22 protein-coding genes are annotated in these 24,285 nt (G+C 36.5%); 1 reads left to right on the top strand and 21 read right to left on the bottom strand.

Translation table 11 applies throughout. The annotated features are described in order from the left end of the window. Window positions 1-5 precede the first annotated feature (5 nt). From JET18_RS03235 to JET18_RS03135, 21 genes are all read right to left on the bottom strand, one after another. The gene (locus JET18_RS03235) at window positions 6-1,169 is read right to left on the bottom strand and encodes a glycosyltransferase family 4 protein (protein WP_202089175.1); all 1,164 of its coding nucleotides are present in this window, start codon (window positions 1,167-1,169) and stop codon (window positions 6-8) included. Beyond that, the gene (locus JET18_RS03230; protein ID WP_202089174.1) at window positions 1,166-2,296 is read right to left on the bottom strand and encodes an O-antigen ligase family protein; all 1,131 of its coding nucleotides are present in this window, start codon (window positions 2,294-2,296) and stop codon (window positions 1,166-1,168) included. The genes JET18_RS03235 and JET18_RS03230 overlap by 4 nt, the downstream gene beginning before the upstream one ends. Window positions 2,297-2,376: 80 nt before the next feature. Further along, window positions 2,377-3,666, bottom strand: a complete 1,290-nt coding sequence (locus tag JET18_RS03225) for an oligosaccharide flippase family protein (RefSeq protein WP_202089173.1) — start codon at window positions 3,664-3,666, stop codon at window positions 2,377-2,379. Then, complete coding sequence (locus tag JET18_RS03220; RefSeq protein ID WP_202089172.1) at window positions 3,659-4,816, bottom strand: glycosyltransferase family 4 protein; 1,158 nt, start codon at window positions 4,814-4,816, stop codon at window positions 3,659-3,661. The genes JET18_RS03225 and JET18_RS03220 overlap by 8 nt, the downstream gene beginning before the upstream one ends. Before the next feature lie 42 nt (window positions 4,817-4,858). Beyond that, on the bottom strand, window positions 4,859-5,794 hold the full coding sequence (locus JET18_RS03215; protein WP_202089171.1) for a DapH/DapD/GlmU-related protein: 936 nt from the start codon (window positions 5,792-5,794) through the stop codon (window positions 4,859-4,861). Window positions 5,795-5,800: 6 nt separating this feature from the next. After that, the gene (locus JET18_RS03210; protein ID WP_228728476.1) at window positions 5,801-6,436 is read right to left on the bottom strand and encodes a PIG-L deacetylase family protein; all 636 of its coding nucleotides are present in this window, start codon (window positions 6,434-6,436) and stop codon (window positions 5,801-5,803) included. After that, the gene (locus JET18_RS03205) at window positions 6,426-7,457 is read right to left on the bottom strand and encodes a Gfo/Idh/MocA family protein (protein WP_202089170.1); all 1,032 of its coding nucleotides are present in this window, start codon (window positions 7,455-7,457) and stop codon (window positions 6,426-6,428) included. The genes JET18_RS03210 and JET18_RS03205 overlap by 11 nt, the downstream gene beginning before the upstream one ends. A gap of 12 nt (window positions 7,458-7,469) precedes the next feature. Continuing rightward, on the bottom strand, window positions 7,470-8,042 hold the full coding sequence (locus tag JET18_RS03200; protein WP_202089169.1) for an acyltransferase: 573 nt from the start codon (window positions 8,040-8,042) through the stop codon (window positions 7,470-7,472). Between the two features lie 10 nt (window positions 8,043-8,052). Continuing rightward, complete coding sequence (locus tag JET18_RS03195) at window positions 8,053-9,180, bottom strand: DegT/DnrJ/EryC1/StrS family aminotransferase (protein ID WP_202089168.1); 1,128 nt, start codon at window positions 9,178-9,180, stop codon at window positions 8,053-8,055. 39 nt (window positions 9,181-9,219) lie between these two features. Then, complete coding sequence (gene lhgO / locus JET18_RS03190; protein WP_202089167.1) at window positions 9,220-10,410, bottom strand: L-2-hydroxyglutarate oxidase; 1,191 nt, start codon at window positions 10,408-10,410, stop codon at window positions 9,220-9,222. A gap of 6 nt (window positions 10,411-10,416) precedes the next feature. After that, window positions 10,417-11,712, bottom strand: coding sequence for a nucleotide sugar dehydrogenase (locus JET18_RS03185; protein ID WP_202089166.1), 1,296 nt, complete (start codon window positions 11,710-11,712; stop codon window positions 10,417-10,419). Beyond that, entirely contained in the window at window positions 11,712-14,099 is a 2,388-nt protein-coding gene (locus JET18_RS03180) for a GumC family protein (RefSeq protein WP_202089165.1), read from the bottom strand. Before JET18_RS03180 ends, JET18_RS03185 begins: the two co-directional genes overlap by 1 nt. A gap of 8 nt (window positions 14,100-14,107) precedes the next feature. Beyond that, entirely contained in the window at window positions 14,108-14,911 is an 804-nt protein-coding gene (locus JET18_RS03175) for a polysaccharide biosynthesis/export family protein (RefSeq protein WP_228728475.1), read from the bottom strand. A gap of 54 nt (window positions 14,912-14,965) precedes the next feature. Continuing rightward, window positions 14,966-16,894, bottom strand: a complete 1,929-nt coding sequence (locus tag JET18_RS03170) for a polysaccharide biosynthesis protein (protein ID WP_202089163.1) — start codon at window positions 16,892-16,894, stop codon at window positions 14,966-14,968. A gap of 118 nt (window positions 16,895-17,012) precedes the next feature. Next, a complete protein-coding gene (locus JET18_RS03165; protein WP_202090693.1) occupies window positions 17,013-18,104 on the bottom strand; it encodes an aminotransferase class I/II-fold pyridoxal phosphate-dependent enzyme in 1,092 nt (363 codons plus the stop codon). A 41-nt stretch (window positions 18,105-18,145) separates the two neighbouring features. Continuing rightward, on the bottom strand, window positions 18,146-18,610 hold the full coding sequence (locus JET18_RS03160; protein ID WP_202089162.1) for a regulatory protein RecX: 465 nt from the start codon (window positions 18,608-18,610) through the stop codon (window positions 18,146-18,148). Window positions 18,611-18,670: 60 nt separating this feature from the next. Next, complete coding sequence (glyA, locus tag JET18_RS03155; protein WP_202089161.1) at window positions 18,671-19,936, bottom strand: serine hydroxymethyltransferase; 1,266 nt, start codon at window positions 19,934-19,936, stop codon at window positions 18,671-18,673. Window positions 19,937-20,069: 133 nt separating this feature from the next. Next, a complete protein-coding gene (gene arsB, locus JET18_RS03150) occupies window positions 20,070-21,104 on the bottom strand; it encodes an ACR3 family arsenite efflux transporter (protein ID WP_202089160.1) in 1,035 nt (344 codons plus the stop codon). Window positions 21,105-21,106: 2 nt separating this feature from the next. After that, window positions 21,107-21,718, bottom strand: a complete 612-nt coding sequence (locus JET18_RS03145; protein ID WP_202089159.1) for a low molecular weight phosphatase family protein — start codon at window positions 21,716-21,718, stop codon at window positions 21,107-21,109. A gap of 22 nt (window positions 21,719-21,740) precedes the next feature. Further along, entirely contained in the window at window positions 21,741-22,214 is a 474-nt protein-coding gene (locus JET18_RS03140) for a DUF6428 family protein (RefSeq protein WP_202089158.1), read from the bottom strand. A 56-nt stretch (window positions 22,215-22,270) separates the two neighbouring features. Then, on the bottom strand, window positions 22,271-22,597 hold the full coding sequence (locus JET18_RS03135; protein ID WP_202089157.1) for an ArsR/SmtB family transcription factor: 327 nt from the start codon (window positions 22,595-22,597) through the stop codon (window positions 22,271-22,273). Between the two features lie 183 nt (window positions 22,598-22,780). Between JET18_RS03135 and JET18_RS03130 the strand changes: the two genes are divergently transcribed. Then, window positions 22,781-24,232 carry an alpha-L-fucosidase gene (locus JET18_RS03130; RefSeq protein ID WP_202089156.1) on the top strand — a complete coding sequence of 484 codons (1,452 nt, stop codon included), beginning with the start codon at window positions 22,781-22,783 and terminating at the stop codon, window positions 24,230-24,232. The last annotated feature ends 53 nt before the right edge of the window (window positions 24,233-24,285 follow it).

Below are 24,285 nucleotides of genomic sequence, written 5' to 3'. Positions count from 1 at the left end.
AAAAGTTAGCTAAGTGTTTTTTTTGCAATTGTCCTGTAATCCAGATATTCTTTGGCAGTTTTCTCCGCTCCTTTTTTCATTTCTTCAAGCAATTTAGGATCATTAATCAATTTCTGTAAAATATCTGCAAAAAAAGTGGTATTTAAATTTTCTGTATCTACTTTTATCAAATTGTTGTTCCTATTCAGATAGCTCATATCCTGCCCACCAAAATCTCCGGCAATAACAGGAAGGTGCATACCTATAGACTGTTGCCATAATACCGACTGGCTAGACGGAAAAAGGGCAATATCAGAAATCGCCATCAGCTCATATGTTTTTTTTGCATCTACCCAGCCTGTAAAATGGATATTATAGCCTCTAGCCTCTTCCTGCATCTTTTTCTGATACTCCTCATGGTCTTTATCTGCTGTACCAAACACCAACAGATGAACATTTTGAATATTAAGTTTTTTAACAGCTTCTACAGCCAAATGTGTGCGCTTAAGCGTATGAAATTTTCCTCCCGTGATAATAACAATATCTTCCGGAGAGATTCCGAATTGTGCTCTATATTCTGTAATATTTATGTCTTTCTTTACATTCTGACACTCATCATATTCACAACCCAGAGGCAAAATCTCCATGTCTTTTTTAGGAATATCATATAGTTCATTCAAAAACTCTTCACTTCCCGGAACAACCGGATAAATTTTATCTATATATTTAAGATAATAGTGAAGATATCTTTTTCTAATAATCTTATGGAGTATATTGATAGATACCCAATTTTTTCCGGAATTGGTATAATCTGCATGAAAATCCATTATAAATTTCACATTATGCTTCTTTTTATAAGCAACCAGCTCTCCGGTATTAAACTGTATATCATGAATATATAAAAAGTCAGGTTTCTCCTGTTCAAGTATTTTTTTTACATTCTTAAATTTTCTTATCTTATGAAGAATATTCATACTGTAAGGTTCTCTATATATTTTTATACCATCCTGATATTCAACTTTTTCAGGTTTCGAATTGTCATGGATGTCGTTTGTAAAATCGATTAAACTTTCATGGGTTGAAGCTATAATAACAACTTCGTGCCCAAGTTTAACATAGCTTTTTGCCATTAAGTTCTCCTGATACTGAAGACTATTAAAAAAAGCATCACAAATCATTAATATTTTCATACTTCCAATTTTTCGGCTTTAAAATCAATCGAAGCGATCATAACGAGGCTGGAGAAATATATCCACCATATGGTATAACCTAAAGCGGCACTGTTGATAATTCCAATGACAGGTATCGCGAAAACCCCCATCATTAAAATTCGCTTAGAATATCCATTTAATGATGTGTTTTTATTAATTTTTTTCAGTATTAGCCAAAACCAATAAATAAATAAACCAAAGACAATTACTCCATACTGAGCAAAGATCTCTAAAAACAAATTATGCGGATTAGAAATACCATCATACTTTGGTGATCTAAGCATCAATTCTTCAAAACTTCCTGCTCCGCTCCCGAAGCCTCCGGAATCCTTAAGAAAACGGACTCCTTCCTTAAACACTCCTTCCCGCAGCTTACTCGATGTATCTTCAGAGTAATCTACATTAACTCTATAATTATATAACATGTCTAGCGTAGATCTTAATGAAGCCGGTAAATAATTATATAATACAATTACTAGAAAAAACACTCCCACGATTGTTAAAACACTTTTCACTTTAAACCGGATAAAACAAAGCAAATAAAGGGCTACAACCACTAAAGATGTCCTGTTTGTATTGATAAAAATGATAAGTATACCTGCACCTATAAAACTTCCATATATAACTTTCCATATTTTGGAAGGTGTTTCTACTAATGCCCAAAATAAAAATGGAAAGCAAAAACAGATGTAAACACAATAATTGTTGTAGTTTCCAAAGAAAATAGATGCAAACGGAGCGTAAACCCCAAGACCTCCCAACAATCTTTCTTCTTCATCATAAGAAAAATGCTGCATAGTGGAAATTTCATAAAATGCGATAGGTAATGTACATGCAAGTCCCAGAATCCAGGCATTCCTGATTGTTTTTAAACTTTTTTCATCATTTTTCAGAAATACAGGAAAGATAATAAGACTTATCATTCCGAGAAACATGGCAATAATTTCTGAATTTAATCCGACTACGGGATCTACACTCCACAGCAAGGTAATAGTTCCGTAAATAAGCCAAAAAGCGTAAAATTTAATTCCAAATTTAATTTCTCTATTAAACTTGATATCAGACATTTTACTGAATGCCGGTATAAATAACAGAGTACCCAACATGAGAAGTCTGGTAGGCTGCAAAGAACCTCCTACACCTCCTAACCACAATAAAAAAATTATAAAAAAAACTACAATATACATTAATTTCTTGCCTTTAAAATCATCTTAAAATCTGATATGTTGGGAACAATATAATCTAAAATTCTCGTATGTGTCATTTTGCAATAGATTATCAAACTAGAAATGAAAACACAACTAAAAGAAATACTGGAAGCCATGGCTGCACCCTTAAGCCCAAAATGAGGGATAAGTACAAAATTCACAACTACAGTAATCAATAACGCCAAACCGTTAAGATAAATATTAACTTTGGGTTTACCCTGTGAAATAAAATCTGCTGTGATAATTTTTCCAGCTCCGAATAAAATAATTCCCGGAGCCAAAATAAGTAAAATACTTTTTATAACTAAAAATTCTTTCCCAAACAAAAGAGGAATAAAAAAATCACCTAATAAATAAAATCCGCAAAACGCTAGTGTCGTCAGCAATAAAATACTTCTGGTAATGACAGGGATCAATTGTTTTCTCAGATCTCGTCTATTGGGGTCTGAAAACATAGGATAAGTGATAGAGGCCATCGTACTTGGAATCAACCATATGAAATCAATCACAACCAGACACGTAGAGTAAAAACCAACATCTTTAGAACCTAAATAATACCCTATAATAAAAATATTTACTCTATAATTCAAAAAGGTAATTACATTGGAAAGATAAGACATGAAGCCATACCGAAGAATATAGAGTGAAATTTCTTTTTTGAAACTATAAAGATTTTTTAGAATTTTATATTTTAAAATAAGGTAAATAGATAAAGAAACTACAGTAAGGATATAGCCCATCATAAAATAGAAGGCTGTTTCTTTAAGTGATAAGTGGAAAAACCTTGTTGTAATGAAAAGAGCAATCAGAAGCGAAACATTGGGTATTATTGTAAAAAAAGAATAACTTTTAAAACTCATATTCCCAATCAAAATAGAGTACAAAATATTTGCATATAACATACAAACACTGCTTACCACCATAAACATTTTTATGTCCTGCGGGATAATATTAAAATCTGACATGTGCAGATTATAAAAAATGCCATAAAAAATAAAAAAGCTGATGACGGAAATTATGGCTCCCAGTGAAAACGTATTAACTAAAGCGTCTTCTCTTTTATATTTTTTATTTTGCAAAACATATCCTGTAGCTGCATCAATCCCCAATGTTGTAAATGTAGACGCCAGAGAAACTATATTCAGGAATATAGAATAGATTCCATAATCTTCAACAGACAGGTTTTTAATAATGGTTGTTGTTGCAAGAATTGAAATTAAAGCACCGAGACTCCTTCTGAACAATAAAAGAATTATATTTTTAGCCATTTACTACTTTATCATATGCATTGATTATTTTTTTTCCGACTACATCCTCTGAATATCTCTCTTCGCTATATTCAATAATTTTTTTTCTGTCGTATTGATTTTTATTAGCAAGGATATAATGTATCCCTTTTACTAATTCATCTACAGAATTCCGCTCTACCACTATCCCTACGGAATCATTTACAATATATTCCGGACCGCCACACCGGGTTACTACAGATGGCAGACCAAAAGAAAGTGCTTCTATAACAACAACTCCAAAAGTTTCCTGCAAGCTGGCGGAAATATAGAAGTCTGCTTTTCCATATTCTTCCATTGCTCTTTCTCTGGTTAGATTGCCTAAAAAAGTAACATGCTCTGTCAATCCTTTTTTCTTTGTAATTTTTTCCAGATAATCTCTTTCACTTCCTTCGCCACCAATGATAAGTTGAATTTCACTGTTGTCCTTTAGTACTTTTGAAAAAGCTTCCAACAAAAGATCCAATCCTTTGATGGGAACCAGATTGGATAGAGTGAAAAAACTGATCTTTTTCTCCATTCCATTCCTTTGATTAACAGCTATTTTTCCTTTTTCGAAAAAAATGTCTTTTATCGTATTGGGAATCACATTCCATTCTCCATTTATCCTTTCGACTAAAGTATCCGCAAGGCTTTGGCTCACCGCAATATTATAGGATGAAGCAGCTGTAATCGCTTTAAAATCCTGATATTCTCTCTCATATAAACCTAATGCAAAACCGGTAGCATGCTCTGTAATCACAAAAGGAATATTATATTTTTCTTTAATATATTTTGCAAAGAACCCCCCTAAAATTATAGAATGTACATGAATGATATCTGGTTTTCCATGAACAGATATATATTTTTCAAATAAATTATCACATGTATTTAACCATCTTTTTCTATTCCAGTTTTCAATTTTTGGGAAGTGCCAAATTTCCTCGGTATATGTAATTACCCCATTTATATTTTCTTCTCTGGTTTGATTTGGTGAAAAATCAAAATTTTTAAAGGATCTGTATAAAGGGGCAACTACTGCAACTTTATTCATTTTCTGGGCTAATATTTCAGCTTGTTCTTTAAAAAAGATCCCATTGATGAGTTTATGCCTGGATGGGTACCAAGAAGGAATTATCAAAACGTGCTTCATCTCTTTTATGTTTTTATTCTGAAAATTTTCTTGTTTCTATAATTATTCTGAAATATAAACTTTTTGAGCCAATAACTTTTTCTTGTTGAGAGCAATAGATATCTCTTCAGCCGGGCTTCCTATAACCGTCTGACCGTCTTCTACATTTTTCACCACTACTGCAGACAAACCGATAGTAACATCGTTCCCAATCTTTTTCTGGTTAAGAATAGATGAGGAAGGGGCTACCCATGTATTTTCACCAATCTCTACACTTCCTGCCACCATAGCATTGGCAATAATAAGACTGTTTTTCCCTATTTTTACTCCATGTGCTATATGTACAAGATTATCTACCTTTACATTATCCATAAGAACAGTACTTCCCAATACAGCTCTGTCGATGCATGTATTGTTACCTATTTCCACGTGGTTTCCTATGATTACATTTCCTATATGAGGGATAAAAACATACTCCCCAGTCTCGTCTTTTTCATATCCAAACCCAACACCACCAATGGTATTATTTGCTCCGATAATAACATACTCTCCCACAATAGTGTCACTTTTAAGAGTGGTATGATGGTCAATCACTGTATGATCTCCAATAACGCAGTTATCTTCTATAACGACATATTCGCCGATATAAGTATTTTGTCCTATTTTAACATGATCTCCAATAACTGCAGTTTTTGAAATCCCCGTTTTTTTTGCGGGCATAAAAAACTCGGTTAGTGCTTTTTGAAAAGCCAGCCTAGGATTTTCAAATAAGAGATAAGTACAACCATTGTTGATATATTCTTCCGGAAACTCACCACATAAAATAATACCTTTGGAAATGTTTTTAAGCCTATCACTAAACTTAGGAGATACCCACATCACCACATCATCCCTCTGATTATCTACATCCAGCTGAATAGCATTAATCACATTTTTATCAGTATTTCCTATTACCTGTACAGGATTAAGTTTTTCAATGATTTCTGTAAGTGTTGCCATAATTTATTATTTTATTGAAAGTCTGACCACCTCGAAAGTTTCAGCGTACTTTACTCCAAATTGAACTCCTCTGGCTACTGCTAAAGATCTGATAAAATCAGCACTTAAGTAATCTCTGAATCCTTGGGACTTATATTCTTTCAGCGCATCTATTTTCTTACTTATATGTCTCTCTTCCAGAGAAATATAACTTTGCGTATTAAATGAAAGATTATTCCATATCAGTTCATAACTGAAAATAGATTTTGTTTTGAAAGCTCTGATTCCTTCATTTGCAATAGTAGAATGATCTTGGTGAATATCATTAATACTAGGCAGCAGTACAAGATCAATATCCTGGTGTAATCTTTTAAATCTGATCAATTCCTCTAATATTTCCTGTCTTGCGTAATTAAGTTTTCTTACCTGATAGTTGAAAATAATGACATTTTCATCTTTTACACCCAATACTTTAGTTGCTGCTCTTACTTCAGTTTTCAGAATATCTTTTGGAAAACCTTCGGGCACAGATTCTTCAGCCGTGGAAAAGGCCATGTAATAGACTTCTGCCCCATCTTCTATTAATTTTGAAATAAATCCGCCAGCTCCCAATTCACCATCATCTGTGTGCGGCGCCAAAACCAAGACTTTCTTAAAGCTCATAATTTCCGTTTTTTTTCAGTGCATAAATTCTTTCAATAATATCCACCACTTTTAGGCCTTCAAGAGCATTGGTGGTAATTGTGTTTCTCCCTTTCAATACATCAACTACGTTTTCTATGATATAATGATGGTTCGCTGCAGATCCTTTATAGGCTCCATAGTCATTTCCAGGGTTGGTAGGTGCCAGCTCCGGCATCTCATAATCTTTTACATTACATACCTCTACCTTATCCATATACTGGCCTCCGATTTTCACGGCACCGTTTTCTGCAATGATCGTCATAGAACTTTCTAAGTTCTGATTCCAGACTGAAGTAGAATAATTTAAGGATCCCATTCCGCCATTGACAAAATCAAAGCTGATGAAACCTGAATCTTCAAAATCTGTAAGATCTTTATGGTTAAAATCTGCAAATTTCGCCTGAATATTGGTAATATCGCCGAAAAGCCAATACATAATATCTATAAAGTGAGAAAACTGGGTAAACAGCGTTCCCCCATCCAGATCTTTTTTCCCATGCCATGATTCCGGCTTGTAATATCTGTCGTCACGGTTCCAGTAGCAATTCAGCTGAACCATATATATTTTTCCGAGTTTTCCGCTTTCTACCATCTCTTTGATCCAGGCCGAAGGTGGTGAATAACGGTTCTGCATGACAGCAAATACCTGTTTATGCTTGTGAAGTGCCTGAAAAATAAGTTTTTCTGCATCGTGTTTATTAAGGGTCATTGGTTTCTCCACCACCACGTGTTTTCCAGCAGCCACCAGCTCATGAGCCTGCTCAAAATGGAAGCCGTTTGGTGAAGCAATATTGACGATATCGGCCTCAATACCTGACTTTAGAAATTCATCCACAGAGGTAAAAAAAGGAACCTCATAGCTTTCTATTCCCAGTAAGGATTTATCTTTTACGTCAATCAGAGCAACCAGTTCACATTCCGGATTTCTGGAAATCATTTCGGCATGTCTTTTTCCGATATGCCCGCAGCCTACCACCGCAAATCTTATTTTTTCAGACATTTGTATTTTTTTTTAAATTTTCGAAACTTTATTATTTTCTATTGTGTATTTTTCTCCACTTTCTTCACATACGGCAAAGCCTTCATCATTAAAATTAAGACGATGTCCGAATTCACTCATCCATCCCATATGTCTTGCCGGATTCCCTACTACCAGAGCATAATCCGGAACTTCTTTTGTCACTACAGCACCCGCTCCTATGAATGCATACTGCCCTATATTATGACCACACACAATGGTGGCATTGGCGCCAATAGAAGCTCCTTTCCCTACGTGTGTTTTTAAGTATTCATTCTTTCTGTTCACCGCACTCCTGGGATTAATTACATTAGTAAAAACCATTGATGGGCCCAGAAAAACATCATCATCACAGGTAACGCCTTCGTAGATGGATACATTATTCTGAACTTTCACATTTTTCCCTAAAACCACTTTGGGAGAGATCACCACATTCTGACCAATATTACATTTTTCTCCTAAAATACACCCAGGCATAATATGCGAAAAGTGCCAAATTTTACTTCCGGCCCCTATCTCACATCCTTCATCAATAACAGCTGTTTCGTGTGCAAAAAAATCTGACATATCTATATTTTTATGAATTAAAATAATTTTTAACCTCAGAGATGATATAATCCAATACCTCCTGGTCAAATTCTGTATGAACCGGAAGAGAAATCACTTCCGAGCATAGCTGTTCAGTTACCGGAAGACTAAATCCTTCCTCTACATATTGCTGAAAAGCTTCCTGCCTGTAAAGAGGCAGCGGGTAATATATCATGCTTGGGATCTCTTTTTCGGCTAGATATTTTTGCAGCCCGTCTCTTTTCCCGTTTTTTATTTTCAGCGTGTACTGATGAAATACATGGGTTGAGTTTTTTGCTCTTTCGGGAACCTTAATTTTTGAAATACCGGTCAGATTCTGATCATAATAATCTGCCATTTTATTTCTGGCTGCCGAAAACTCATCTAAATGTTTAAGCTTTACTTTCAGGACTGCTGCCTGAATGGTATCAAGTCTGGAATTACATCCTAAAACTTTATGATAATATTTCTTTTCCTGCCCATGGTTGGCAATCATTCTTATTTTTAATGCCATTTCATCATCATTCGTCATCAGGGCGCCTCCGTCTCCGTAGCATCCAAGATTCTTTGAAGGAAAAAATGATGTACACCCGATATGGCCTATCGTCCCGGTTTTTTTTACCGTTCCATCAGAAAAAGTATAATCGGAGCCTATTGCCTGAGCATTATCTTCTATTACAAAAAGGTTGTGTTTCTCTGCAAACTCAAGGATTCTTTCCATATCTGCGCTCTGCCCGTATAAGTGAACGGGAACAATTGCTTTGGTTTTGGATGTAAGGTATTTTTCCAAACCATCTAACTGGATATCAAAGGTATTTTCATCCACATCCACCATAATAGGTTTCAATCCAAGAAGTCCTATTACTTCAGCCGTAGCCACGTATGTAAATGCAGGACAAATTACTTCGTCTCCGGGCTTCAGATCAAGAGCCATCATTGCTATCTGTAATGCATCGGTGCCATTAGCACAGGGAATAACGTGCTTTACATTCAGGTATTTTTCGAAAGCCTGCTGAAATTCTTTTACTGCAGGACCATTGATAAATGCGGTATTATTGAGACAATCCTGGATACCGGCATCTACTTCTGTTTTTATTTTTTCATATTGACCTTTAAGATCAACCATTTGGATTTTCATATCTAGTTTTTGTGTTGAATTTTGTATATCTGGCGGAAATTAATTGTCTATGAGTCCGCTTATTTTATTTCCTATGGCAAGGCATGAAGTGGCGGCTGGAGAAGGGGCATTCCTAACGTGAATAATGTTTCCGTTTTTCACAATATCAAAATCATCAATCAATCCTCCGTTTCTGTCACATGCCTGAGCTCTTACTCCGGAACCTCCGGGAACCAGATCGTTTTCCTGTATTTCAGGCATCAGTTTCTGAAGTGCCCTGGTAAATGCAGATTTGGAAAGGGAACGGTGCATTTCTCCCATTCCTGTTTTTCCATATTTTTTTACAATTTTTCTAAAACCCGGCCACATCAAAGTCTGCATCGTTTCTTCAAAATTAAAGTCAAAAAAACTGTATCCTTCTTTTTTAAAGGCTAAAACAGCATTGGGTCCAGCTTCAATATTACCGTCTATCATTCTGGTAAAGTGCACGCCCAAAAATGGAAAGCTGGGATCCGGAACCGGGTAAATAAGATGTTTTACCAGGTATTTTTTTTCATCCTTTATCTTGTAATATTCTCCTCTGAAAGGAATAATGACCACATCATTTTCACTGTTGGTCATTTTCGTGATTTTATCGGAATGCAAGCCCGCGCAGGAAACCAGTTTTTTAGTCTTAAATTCGGAAGTATTGGTTTTTACAATGATTTCTGAACTTATACTGGTAATCCCTTTAACTTCAGTGTTGAATTTAACCTCTCCCCCAAGTTCTTCAAAAAGTTCTTTGATTTTTCTGGCAATTCCGGGATAATCTATAATTCCGGTCTGTGGAACTTTAATAGCTCTGATTCCTTCACAATGAGGTTCAATTTCCCTGAATTCATCTCTTGAAAGATACTGCAGATTCTGAAGCCCGTTTTCAACACCTCTTTTATAGATATTATCCAGCAAAGGAAGTTCTTCCTGTGACGTGGCTACAATTATTTTACCACAGAGGTCATATTTGATTCCATATTTTTCGGCAAAATTGATCACGGTATTATACCCTTCGATACAGTTTTTTGCCTTGAGGCTTCCGGGCTTGTAATATATTCCACTATGAATCACTCCGCTATTGTGACCGGACTGGTGCAATGCGACATCTTTTTCTTTTTCTAAAACAAGAATCCTGAAACCCGGATTCTTAAGTTTAGCCTGATACGCTGTAGCAAGGCCTACAAGGCCGGCACCTACGATGATGATGTCATAGTTCATACCTGATTACAATCTTGCGTCTACCAAATTTCTGTCTAAACATGCTTTGGTATCAAAAACCACCGCATTTTCTTTCTTCAGGATATTGAGATCCATTTCAAAGAATTCATTGTGAGAAACAGCAATAACCAATGAATCATATTTTTTCCCTTCCTGAAGTGCATCCAGAATATCAACTCCGTACTCGTGTCTTACTTCTTCTTTGCTTGCCCACGGATCGTAAATATCTACATTTACGCCGTAGTCTTTAAGCTCTTTATAAATATCTATCACCTTTGTATTTCGTACATCGGGACAGTTTTCTTTAAAGGTTACTCCTAAAATCAATGCATTTGAATCTTTGATCACGCCGCCTTTTGCAATCAGAAGTTTTACAACTTTAGAGGCTACAAATTTTGCAATTGAATCATTCACACGCCTTCCTGACAAGATAACGTCGGGATGATAGCCCAGCTGTTCGGCTTTATGAGCAAGGTAGTACGGGTCAACTGAAATACAGTGTCCTCCTACCAATCCTGGCTTATATTTCAGGAAATTGTATTTGGTTCCCGCAGCTTCCAGTACATCATTAGTATCAATACCGATTCGGTCAAAAATCAAAGCAAGTTCATTCACAAAAGAGATGTTAACGTCACGTTGCGCATTTTCAATTGCTTTTGAAGCTTCTGCTACTTTCAGACTTGGTGCCTTATGGGTTCCTGCTGTGATTATTTTTTTATATAGCTGATCTACTTCTTCAGCAATTTCTTCAGTAGATCCTGAGGTTACCTTTTTTACGCTGGTAAGTGTGTTTACTTTATCGCCGGGATTGATTCTTTCCGGAGAATAGCCTACAAAAAAGTCTTCATTGAATTTAAGACCTGAATGTTTTTCCAGAACGGGTACACATTCTTCTTCTGTACAGCCGGGAAAAACTGTTGATTCGTAAATCACAATATCACCTTTCTTAATGATCTCTCCAAGCATTTTGGAGGCAGAAAGAAGAGGATTCAAATCCGGAGCGTTGTACTTATCAATAGGGGTTGGAACCGTTACTATAAAAATATTTGCATCACCAATTTCAGACAATTGGCTGGTTGCTTTATATCCTAAAATTCCGTTTGATTCTTTATATTGATTCAGGCCGGTATTAAGCTTTTCAAGATCTGCTTCCAGCGTAATATCTTCTCCTTCATTGAGCTGATTTACACGCTGTACATTAATATCAAAACCTAAAACCGGAAAGTGAGGGGCAAATTCCAGAGATAGAGGCAGGCCAACATATCCCTGACCAATAACAGCTATCTTATATTTTTTCATCATTAACTAAGTTTATTTTTTATTTTTTCAAACCATGTCTGTTCTTTGTGGTTATTATATCCATAACCATATTTATTACTGTATCCAAGATCTTCTTTACTTACATCATTAAGAACGAATCCAACATTTTTAATTTTGTTTGTATCAACATTATTATTGGCAAATTCCATAAGAGCTTTCTCTGTATATCTGGATCTTGATACATAAATTGTAATGTCTGCAAGTTCTGCAATCAGGAAGGTATCCGTTACCAGAAGTAATGGAGCTGTATCCAGGATAATATAATCGTATCTTTCCTTAAGCTCTGTTAAAAGAGTTTCATAACGACCGTTAGAAAGCAGTTCGGTAGGGTTGGGAGGAATCATTCCTGAATAAATAACATCCAAATGTGGATTAAAGGATGAAACATGTATCACATCTTCCAGTTTGGAATTCTCATCATATAAAAATTCAGTAAGCCCTGTAAGTCCTTTTCTAGCCGGATTGTATCTCTGAAGCTGCGGATTTCTGATGTCTGATCCAATGATAATGGCTTTCTTCTTAGGAGTCGCCACCGTTAAAGCTAAATTCACCGATGTAAAGGTTTTTCCTTCTCCTTTTACCGTGGATGTTACAAACACAACTTTACCCTTTTTATCTTTAGGAAGCATGAAATTCATATTGGTAATAAGAATCCTGAATGCTTCAGCCATAGGGGTAATGTCATTCATCTGTACAATATCTGAATCTCCTTTCTCAAGACCCGGTAATTCTGCTATTACAGGTGCATGTACCAGTTTCTCAAGGTCATGTTTAGTTCTTATTTTATCATTCAATAAATCTCTTAAATAAATGATCAGAAAAGGAATAACTAAACCTATAACGAATGCACACAGTAAAACAATCATCTTTTGCGGTGAAACAGGAATAGGAGAAGCAAACGCTTTATCGATAACTTTTGCTTTATCTGCTGTAATAGATTGTGAAATTGCCGCTTCTTCTCTTTTTTGAAGCAATAGCAGATACAAGTTCTCTTTAATTTGCTGTTGCCTTTCAATTCCTCTAAACATTTTTTCTATTGAAGGCAGCTTAGAGATTTTACCTGACACCTTATTCTGTTCGCCCAGGTATTTATTTTTAGCCAGCTCAAGTCCAATCTTATTTTTCTGAAGACTTTGGGTAATAGAATAACGCATTGAATTGATCTGCTTGGTTAAATCAACCACCGTTGGGTTTTCAGGTGTTGCAGATTCAAGAAGTCTGTTTCTATGAAGGACCAACTGATTAAATGCCATGATTCCCGTGGTAGCCTCAGAATTATCAAGTCCGATATTTGATGGTAAAACCTGATAGCGGTCTTGTTTTGAAACATAATTGATCAATGAATTAGTCAGATCAAGCTGAGCATCAAGCTCTAACTGTTTTACATGAGCCTCTGCTGAACTTTCTAAGCTGATTCTAGCTTCAGTACCTATATCAGTAAGCTGATTCTGTGTTTTGAATTTTTCTTTCTGATCTTCTACCTGCCCAAGCTCGAATGAAAGTTTTTTCACTCTGTCTTCAATGAAATCCAAGGTTTTTTTCGATTCAGAGTTTTTGTCCTGAATAGCATCTGTATTATATGCCTGTACCAAAGAATTGAGAATATCCTGAGCTTTTGAAATCAGTGGATAGTTCATTGACAACTGAATAACAGTGGCGTCTTTACTAACAAGGTTTACCCCTACATTTGACTGTAATCTGTTGGTCTTCGATTCTAAAGTTGAATAATAAATATCCAATTCATTTACATTCAGTTTTTTGGTCTGAAAGGAATTGAACTTATCATTTTTTGTAATAATAATATTTGCGTAAGGAAGGCTTATTGTTTTTCCAAAGCCTGAGGTAATATTTTGTTTAAAATCTTTTGAACTTAGTGTAAGTACATCTTTATTTATTGACAAGTGCAAAGGGCTTTTGGGAAGTTCACCATTTTGCTTTTCATTTATAATTCTAACAATAACAGGGGATGATTCCTTATATAATTCAAGGGTTCTGATTCTTCCTTTTACAAAAATATCAGTCTGAAGATTTTGCTTAATGACCACTTCACGCATCAACCTTTTGGATTTAAGAACCTCCATTTCATTTCCAATACTATTGGTCTTCATACCCCCAAATCCTGATAGTTCCTGTAAAACATTTAATCCTTCAGTAGATTGGTTCGCCTTAGAATCTTTAATCAAAACTCTGGTTTGTACACTAAATATAGGTTTTGTAAATTTTAGTATTACAAAAGCAATCATTAATGTAAGGATTACAGAAATAACAAACCAAATCCATTTGCTTAGATAAGGCTTAATAATTTCATTGATGTTGATACTTGAATTGTTTTGTCCTCCCGAAAGTTTTGAGTTTTGTTGGATGTCCATTAATTTTTTTATTTCTTAAATAAACCTACTACCACTGCCAAAGCTGTCACTATAATAGATACGGCTGTTAAATAAAGTCCTGTATTTGGATTCTGTTTTGAAGTAAGATCCTTTGTGTTATTGGAAGCCACTATAATTGCATCTCCCTGCTTCAGATTATAATATGGTGAATTAATCAGATTGGCATCTTGTAGATTTATGCGTCCATGTGAAACCACACCATCTTCTGTTCTTATTACTAATACCTCGTCTCTTTTCCCATATATTGTAAGGTCACCGGCAAGTCCTAAAGCATTTAGAATATTACCCTGTCCGTTTGATATGGTATAATCACCTTGTCTGTTTACTTCACCCAATACGGTTATTTTGAAATTGGCAAGTTTTACATTCACGGTTGGATTAATGACATATTTTACCATTCTTTCTCTCAGTTCATCCTTAAATTCCACCAGGCTTTTGCCTGATGTATTTAGCTTGCCCAGCACCGGAAAATCGATCTCACCACTTGAATCCACAATATAGGTAGGGCCAACTAAAGTAGTTGCTCCCTGATTGGGTGTATTTCCTCCTGCAAAATTATTTGTCTGAATAAATTCTGATGAAGAATAATTTTGATTAAAAGGTTTCACAACATCCATGTCCTTTGCAGTAATAAGTATTATTAGCTGATCACCTGTTTGTATTGTATTTTTTGAATTGACTGAGGAAGCATTAATAGCCACCTGTTCTATATTCTGCATATAGTTCAAATCATTCTTAGCATTGGGATTCACTTTACAGGAAACAAGCAAAGAAATCGATAATATTGCCAATATTTTACCTCTCATTATATTTTAAAATTGTACAAATATACATTTATAATTTATCTATTTATCTAATTGTTCATAGACGGAGTTATTACTCTTAAATTCCGGAACAATTGTTTTTAAAAGCTTCACTACGTTTACCTTGTCCTCCATTACAGAAGCATCTGTAATCAGATTAATAAGAGTATCAATTTCCATAAATTCCATCGTTGGATCTTTCGAAATCATGATCTTTTCATTGTGGGTAGGAAGTGTTTTGGCATTGTCGCTTAACAGTTCTTCGTATAGCTTTTCACCAGGTCTTAGTCCTGTATAAATAATTTTGATATCTATATTAGGTTCAAAGCCTGATAATTTAATCATTCTTCTGGCCAGATCAAGGATTTTCACAGGTTCTCCCATATCAAATACAAAGATCTCCCCGCCGTGCCCCATGGTTCCTGCCTGAAGAACAAGTTCACAGGCTTCCGGGATGGTCATGAAGTATCTTACAATATCCGGATGGGTAATGGTTACCGGTCCTCCGGCTTCAATCTGTCTTTTAAAGTGTGGAATCACAGAACCGTTTGATCCCAGTACATTTCCAAACCTTGTGGTAATAAATTTGGTTGTATTTCCTTCCACGTGCTGTAAAGACTGAACGAATAATTCGGCAGCTCTTTTAGAAGCTCCCATTACATTCGTAGGATTTACGGCTTTATCTGTGGAAATCATCACAAATCTGTTTACTTTATAACGGCTGGATAACAGGGAAATATTCTTTGATCCTAAAACATTGACACGGATGGCCTCATTCGGGTTTTCTTCCACCAGCGGAACATGTTTATATGCCGCCGCATGATACACCATTGAAAAATTATAGGTTTGAAACAAAGGCTCTATTCTATACATATTGGAAACATCTGCCAAAACAAATTTGAACCTGATATGAGGAAATTTCTCCTTCACTTCAAGCTCGATATCATATAGCGGTGTTTCTGCCTGATCCAGAACAACAATCAATGCAGGATTAAATTGCGCCACCTGACGTACAATTTCACTCCCAATAGAGCCTGCACCACCTGTTACCAGTACATTTTTATTATAGTGTCTGCTTTTAACCTCTTCATTTTCAATTTTAATAGGCTTCCTGTTCAGAAGGTCTTCAATCTGAAGATTTCTGATTGCACCACCCAGATCGCTGTCCCTTAATTTTTGAACGGAAGGCGCCTTGAATATATTCAGATCTTTTTCCAAAAATAAATTCACCCACGAATTCATTTCGTCTTTAGACATCATTTCTTTAACGATGATGACACCATCAATAATAAGGTCTTCCTTAGTGGCTTCCTCTATTCTTCTTTTCTCATAAATAGGTTTCCCCAGTAAAGAAGCTCTTTTGGAATCTGTTCTCTGAGTCAGAAAACCTACCACCTGATAAGGAAGGCTGGGATTGTCCAGGATAGCACGGGCTATAGCAATAGACTGCTCATCGATACCCAGTACCAGGATTCTTTTTTTCAGTGTACTTCTTCTGTATTCCCGGACAATATGAAAAAATTCTTTCACATAAAGCCTGAAAAGAAACAGTCCCATGAAAGAAATAATGAAATACAAAATCAGAAACGCCGTTAAGATAAATTTACCTCCGGTAGACCAGAAATAAACCAGATTGACCAATCCAACCACTGCCATGGTGCAAAAGCACGAGATCAGCAGCTTAAAAAGGTCGATAAACGTTGAATGTCTGATAATACCGGCATACGTTTTGAAGAAGTACATAAAAACGGTATTGATCAGGATGATAAAAGCAAAAACTACACTTTTATCTTCATGATAAATAAATTCTTTCTGGGTAATTTTCTCAATGGTATAGGTAGAGAGAAACAAAGACATGGCCAGGATAATAATATCTATTACAAGAATTATCCATCTGGGAAGATATCTTACGTCTGAGAGATTGACAACATTATCACCTCCAAATATTTTTTTTCTAAGTGAGTTGTACATTGTCTGTATATATGTTCATATTTAAAAGGGGCAAAAAACCCGATTTTCATTAAAATTAAAATAAGGTGGATACAAAATTAAAATAAAATTTTATCTACACTTAAATTTAAAACAAAATTTAGTGAATTTTAGTCTGTAAAACCTCTGAAATTCTGTTTCTCGATTCATCTGTTAAATTGGTTCCCGACGGCAGGCACAGTCCTGTGTCAAAAAGTGTACCACATAAATTATTTCCAAAAAACTCATAGCCCTTAAATAGCGGCTGAAGATGCATAGGTTTCCATAGGTATCTGGTTTCTATATTATCCTCTGAGAACTTGGCTCTTAGATTTTCTTTGGGGAAATTATTTTTAAGAATAATGGTGTTCAGCCAATAATTAGAAAAGAAGTCGCTGTTGGGTGCGGAAAACAGTTCAATATTTTCATTATCCTTTACCGCTTCTTGATAAAAATCATGATTTTTTCTTCGCAGCATGATCTTTTCTTCCAGGGTTTCCATCTGCCCTCTTCCGATTCCGGCAGCTACATTATCCATCCTGTAATTATATCCTATTTCTGAATGTCCGTAAAATTCCATTCCATCCTTAGCCTGCGTGGACAAAAAAAGAGCTCTGGTCTTATCTTCGCCTTTTCTGGAAATTAAAGCTCCGCCGCCGCCTGTGGTAATAATCTTGTTACCATTAAAACTGATCACGGAAAGATCTCCAAAAGTGCCACACAGCTGGTCTTTATATTTGCTGCCCAATGCTGCTGCGCTGTCTTCAATAAGAGGAATTTCATATTTTTTTGAGATCTGGACTATTTCTTCCACCATAAACGGCATTCCGTAAGATAGTACTACAATAATTGCTTTAGGCTTTTTTCCTTTTTGAATACAGTATTTAACAGCATCTTCCAACGCTTCCGGACACATATTCCACGTCTGGTTTTCACTGTCTACAAATACAGGAACTGCATTCAGATAAAGGATGGGATTGGCTGTAGCCACAAAGGTAAAGGACTGACAAATCACAAAATCACCCTTTTCTACATTTAGCATTCTGAGTGCTACATGAAGGGCTGCAGTCCCCGAAGATAAAGCGGTAACGTGAGAGTTGCTTCCAAAATAATTTTCTAGGCTGTTCTCAAACTCATCTATATTAGAGCCATATTGTGAAATCCGGTTGGTATCAAGTGCCTGGTGTACATATCTCAGCTCGTTCCCTCCCATATGAGGGGGCGATAGCCAAATCTTTTCTTTTTTCAATTATCTTATGTTTCTCCAAAAGTATCATTTATTTTCTCATATTCAAAACCTCTGCTCATTAAATATTTTATAGTTTTGGATTTTTTTTGATATTCTTTCAAGCCGTTCTGTTTTGAATAATAGTCTTCAAAGATCTTCCGGATCATTTTTTCATAATCATCTTCGTCTATTTCATCAAAACAGCTACTGATCAATTTATCGGAAATCTGTTTCTGCTTCAGATGTATTTTGATCTTATTCCTGCCCCAATGCTTGATATAAAATTTTCCTCTGATGTAACTTCTTGTAAATCTTTCCTCATTCAGATAGTTTTCCTTCAGCAGATACAGAATGATCTCATCCTTTGCTTCATCGATCAGTAAAAATTCACGCATTTTCTGCTCTACTTCTGCATGACAACGGTCCTGATATACACAGTAATTCACCAGTTTCAGTTTAATTTCATCAAAAGTGAAAGATTTCTTCTCCATAATCAGATATGAAAAAGAATGGACAAGATGCCCATTCTTTATTATAATGTTTAAATAAAATTAATAGTTGAATAATGCTCTGCCTTCCATCAGTTCATTCACCTTCTTTCTTACGGAAGAGATCACTTCCTCATTTTTGATATTGTCAACCACTTCAGAGATTAATCCTGCGATGGTATCCATATCATTTTCTTTAAGACCTCTTGTGGTGATCGCTGCAGTTCCCAGTCTGATACCAGAAGTCGTGAATGGTGATTTATCGTCAAACGGAACCATATTTTTGTTACAGGTTATGTCTGCCAATACCAGAGCTTTCTCTGTTTCCTTTCCGTTTACATTCTTATTTCTAAGGTCTACCAGCATTAAGTGGTTGTCCGTTCCTCCGCTTACGATATCAAAACCTCTGTCGATCATTGCTTTTGATAATGCCTGTGCATTGGATCTCACCTGTTTAGCGTATGTTTCGAACTGACCGTCGATGGCTTCAGCAAAAGCTACCGCCTTACCGGCAATAACGTGCTCCAAAGGCCCTCCCTGAATTCCAGGGAAAACAGCTCCATCCAATACCTGGCTCATCATTTTCGTCTCTCCTTTCGGAGTTTTGTGACCGTATGTGTTTTCGAAATCTTTACCCATCATGATCATTCCCCCTCTTGGACCTCTTAACGTCTTGTGAGTGGTAGTCGTCACTACATGACAATGTTCGAATGGAGAGTTTAACAATCCTTTCGCAACCAGACCAGCCGGGTGGGCGATATCTGCCCAAAGCGTTGCCCCTACTTCATCTGCGATCTCTCTGTATTTGGCATAATCAAGATCTCTTGAATACGCCGAGAAACCTGCGATCAGCATTTTTGGTCTTTCTCTTAAAGCCACTTCTCTCATCTGATTGTAATCGATAAGACCCGTTTCTCTTTCAACACCGTAAGAAACCACCTGATACTGGATTCCGGAGAAATTCACTCCTGATCCGTGCGTAAGGTGCCCTCCCATAGAAAGGTCCATCCCCATGATCTTGTCACCAGGTTTCAAAACTGCAAGATAAACGGCAGCATTAGCCTGAGAACCTGAATGTGGCTGTACGTTGACATAATCCACACCGAAAAGTTCTTTTGCTCTGTTGATGGCTAATGTTTCAACCTCATCTACTACTTCACAACCTCCGTAATATCTCTTTCCGGGATATCCTTCAGCATATTTGTTGGTCAGCACACTTCCCATTGCTTTCATTACGTTTTCAGAAACGAAGTTCTCTGACGCAATAAGCTCTAATCCATGGGCTTGTCTTTGTCTTTCTTTTTCAATCAGGTCGAAAATAATGTCCATTTTACTTTTAGTTTTTGAAATTTATCCCCCCAAATGTACGGAATTTCCTGCAAGATTGTGGCATTGAAAAATATGATTTTTAGAATAAAATTTAGCCACTATCCTTTGATTTATCCATCATTAATTGCTTTATTTACTTCTTTTCATAGAATTTTTTCAAGTATAAACTCACCTTAACCAAGAGTATTAATACCGGGACTTCCACCAGAGGGCCAATGACACCTGCAAAAGCCTGCGGCGAATGAATTCCAAAAACAGCAATACTCACCGCAATAGCCAATTCAAAATTATTTCCTGTTGCCGTAAAAGCAATCGACACATTTTTATCGTAAGGAACTTTGAGTAATCTGTTTATTGAAAAGCTGATAAAAAACATCAATATAAAGTAAATGATCAGCGGGACAGCAACTTTTATAACATCCATGGGCAGCTGCAATATTGTATCTCCTTTTAAGCTAAACATTAAGACAATAGTAAACAGCAATGCATATAAAGTAACCGGCGAGATGACAGGGATGAATTTCCGTTCGTACCATTCTTTTCCATGTCGTTTTGTAAGAAAATAACGAGTTAAAAAACCGGCTAAAAAAGGAATTCCCAGATAAATCAGGACACTTTCAGCAACATCTCTTACGGGTACGGAAACCGTAAATTTACCCAATCCCAATTTTTGAGGCAGTACATTGATGAACAGCCATACCAGAAAGCTGTAGGACACTATTTGAAAAATACTATTTAAAGCGATCAGCAAAGCCGCATATTCCCGGTTTCCTTTTGCCAGATCATTCCAGACAATGACCATTGCAATACATCTGGCCAGGCCAATCAGGATCAGTCCTATCATAAAGTCCGGTTCATTTCTGAGAAAAATAACCGCTAAAACAAACATCAAAACAGGTCCTACAATCCAGTTGAGCAGTAATGAAACGGATATTACTTTTTTATCTTTAAAAACCTGCGGCAAAAGACTGTAATCTACCTTTGCAAGCGGCGGGTACATCATCAGGATCAGCCCGGCGGCCAATGGTATATTGGTCGTGCCAAAAGAAAGTGAATGGGTTACCCCGGAGATACCAGGAAAGAAATAGCCCAAACCCACTCCAATGATCATGGCCAGAAAGATCCAAAGTGTTAAGTACCTGTCAAGAAATTTTAATCTGGAATTCATTGTCAGTTATTGATTTTGGAAAAAACATACATCATTTCAGCACCGATTTCCAAACTTCTCTTTTGGTATATTTCTGTCTGCTCAGGGGTTCCGTCTGAAATTTTCGGATCTTCAAATGTAACAGGAATCCGTTTTTCCGCACCCGGAATAAAGGGACAGTTTCCGTCGGCGTGTGAGCAGGTCATAATTGCCGCAAAACCGGTACGCGGATTAAACACATCATCATACTTTTTAGAAAACCCAATGACCGGCAAAGCATTTTCAGAATATTTTACGGCATAGACAGGATTTTCACTTTCATTTAATTTCCAGATATAAAAACCTGCTTTCATTAAAGTCCCGGCAATTTCAGGAAACAGCGCGGTTACTTCTGAACCTCCGGAATAGCAGTGCACATCAGGAATTTTAAAATAAGCAGCAGCTGTTTGTGCCCAGATCTGAGCCAAATGACTTCTCCGGGAATTGTGGGTGCAAATAAAATTAAGAAGGATGGGGACCTGATTCTTTTTTTTCTCGTTTATAAAATCTATTAACGGCTGTAAAAGAAATTTTCTCTCATCACTGATGTCCTGCAGAAGAATTTCCTCTATCTGTTTTGATAATTTAGGATACATTTCGATATGATAAAGATTAATATTAGCAGCAACCCGAGTCTGGCGTACAACAGGAATTCTGACTGCTTTTCAAATCGCTTACATTTATTTTTTGTTTTTCCTGAGGAATTCCGCAGGCTTCCTGAGCCAGACAAGCCGTAAGCCTGTTTTTTAAAACAAAGTTTTTACCATTGAATTCCAGATCATACTTCCCAATGGTCTGATCCTGATACTCCACTTCGATTTCAAAATCACCAATTCCCAGTTTATCTTCGGACAAGCTGATGATATGTAATAATTTTCCGGGTTTCAGACGGTGTTCATAATCGTCTGCATTCCAAAGCTGGAAATTAACCCGTTCTTCTTTTCTGATGGTTCCACCGCAATCGATGAAGTTTTTGGTTACCCTTCCTATTTCTGTTACATGAAAGTTCTCCGGTACGAATCTTCCGTCCTCCAGCTGGAATTCTACATTTTCCAGTGCCGGTAAGATATTTTTAATGTCTGATAATTTCATAAGTCCGTATTTTAATTGTTATAATGCAATATTACGATGAATAATTTCAAAAAATTTTAGCAGCAATTCTGCTTTTTCACTGTGGAGATAATATTTGAGAAGAATGTATTGAGGATTTCAAAAGCTTTTTCATCAATGCAGTAGCAAATGGAATTCCCTTCAATATTCCCTTTGATGAGCCCTGCATTCTTTAATTCTTTAAGATGCTGGGATACGGTAGGCTGCGCCAGGGGAAGCTCATTCACAATGTCTCCACATATGCATTCATTGACTTTAAGAAGATACTGAATGATGGCAATTCTTGCCGGATGCCCTAAAGCTTTGGCAATAACCGCAATCTTATTCTGCTCTTCTGTAAAGAAATCTGTTTTTGTGGCTCCCATAATTTTATTTATATCGCAATATTACGATAATAATTTTTTATGGCAAAATATTTTAAAATAAATCCCTGCTAATTTTTGTCATTATACTCTCTAATTATTCTGTATAAAAGATTAATATTGATAGACTCTTATTTCAAAAAAATAATTATTTGTATTTTAATTCTTAATAAGGCACTATTAATTATGAAAAATTTATTGATTCTTTTTGTATTGATGACAACATCAGTTTATGCCCAAACTCCGCCTGAACCTTATGGGGCAATACCTTCTGAAAGGCAGTTAGCCTGGCACGACATAGAAGTTTACGGCCTGATTCATTTTACACCTACCACCTTCGAAAACAAAGAATGGGGTTTTGGAGATGCCGATCCGAAAATATTTAATCCGGCTGATTTTAATGCTGAACAGATTATAAAAGCAGCAAAAGCCGGTGGATTAAAAGGGATTATCCTGGTAGCCAAACATCACGATGGTTTTGTCCTATGGCCCACAAAAACCACCGAATATAACATCAGCAAAAGTCCTTTCAGAGACGGAAAAGGAAATTTAGTTAAAGAAGTAGAGCAGGCTGTTCGTAAAAACGGTTTAAAATTCGGTGTTTACTGTTCTCCCTGGGACAGAAACCATCCGCTTTACGGCACGGATCAATATCTGGCTATTTATCAAGCTCAATTACGAGAGCTTTACAGCGATTTCGGGGAGCTTTTTATGAGCTGGCACGATGGAGCCAACGGTGGCGACGGCTACTATGGAGGCACCAAAGAAAAACGCTCTATTGATAATACCACTTATTACGACTGGAAAAATACCTGGGCCATTACACGCAAGATGCAGCCCATGGCGAATATTTTCAGTGATGCCGGTTTAGATATCCGCTGGGTGGGTAATGAAGAAGGATATGCTGCAGAAACCTCCTGGGCTACCTTTACTCCAATGGCGCCAGACGGAAAGAATGAAGCGGTTCCCGGACAGGCCAATTATCCGCAAAGCCCGACAGGTATAAGAAACGGTAAATACTGGATGCCCGCAGAATGCGATGTCCCTTTAAGAAACGGCTGGTTTTATCATGCCAACGAAAAACCGAAAACACCGGAAAAGCTGTTCGATCTTTATTTAAAAAGTGTGGGAAGAGGCGCAGGCCTTGACCTTGGTTTAGCACCTGATACCCGTGGCCAGCTTCATGAAGATGATGTGGAGGCTTTAAAAGCTTTTGGTGATATGGTGAAACATACTTTCGAAAATAATCTGGCGAAAAATGCACAAATCAAAGCCAGCAACAGCCGCGGTAAAAAATATAATGCAGCTGCCCTGCTCGATCATAAAAAAGAAACGTACTGGGCTACCACTGACGATGTACATACAGCAAGTCTTGAGCTAGATTTAAAAGCACCGGTAATCTTCGATATCATCAGCCTTCAGGAATATATTCCCCTGGGACAGCGGATAGAAGCTTACACGGTAGAAATATTTGAAAACAATGCATGGAAAAAAATCTATGACGGAACAAGCATCGGCGCTAAACGTTTGATAAAACTCGATAGTCCGGTAATCACATCGAAGGTGAAAATCAATATTACCCAATCTCCAGTTTGTATAACACTGAGCGAAATTGGGTTGTATAAAAAGACTGAATAACCTGATTTTGGGATATGGTGTTTTTGTTTGTATAATAGAGTCAGGAAATTTGA

The sequence above is a fragment of the Chryseobacterium endalhagicum genome (genome assembly GCF_016745235.1).
Classification (GTDB): Bacteria; Bacteroidota; Bacteroidia; order Flavobacteriales; family Weeksellaceae; genus Chryseobacterium; species Chryseobacterium endalhagicum.
The sequence above is the reverse complement of the archived record's forward strand: the minus strand, read 5'-3'. Positions and strand labels throughout refer to the sequence as shown.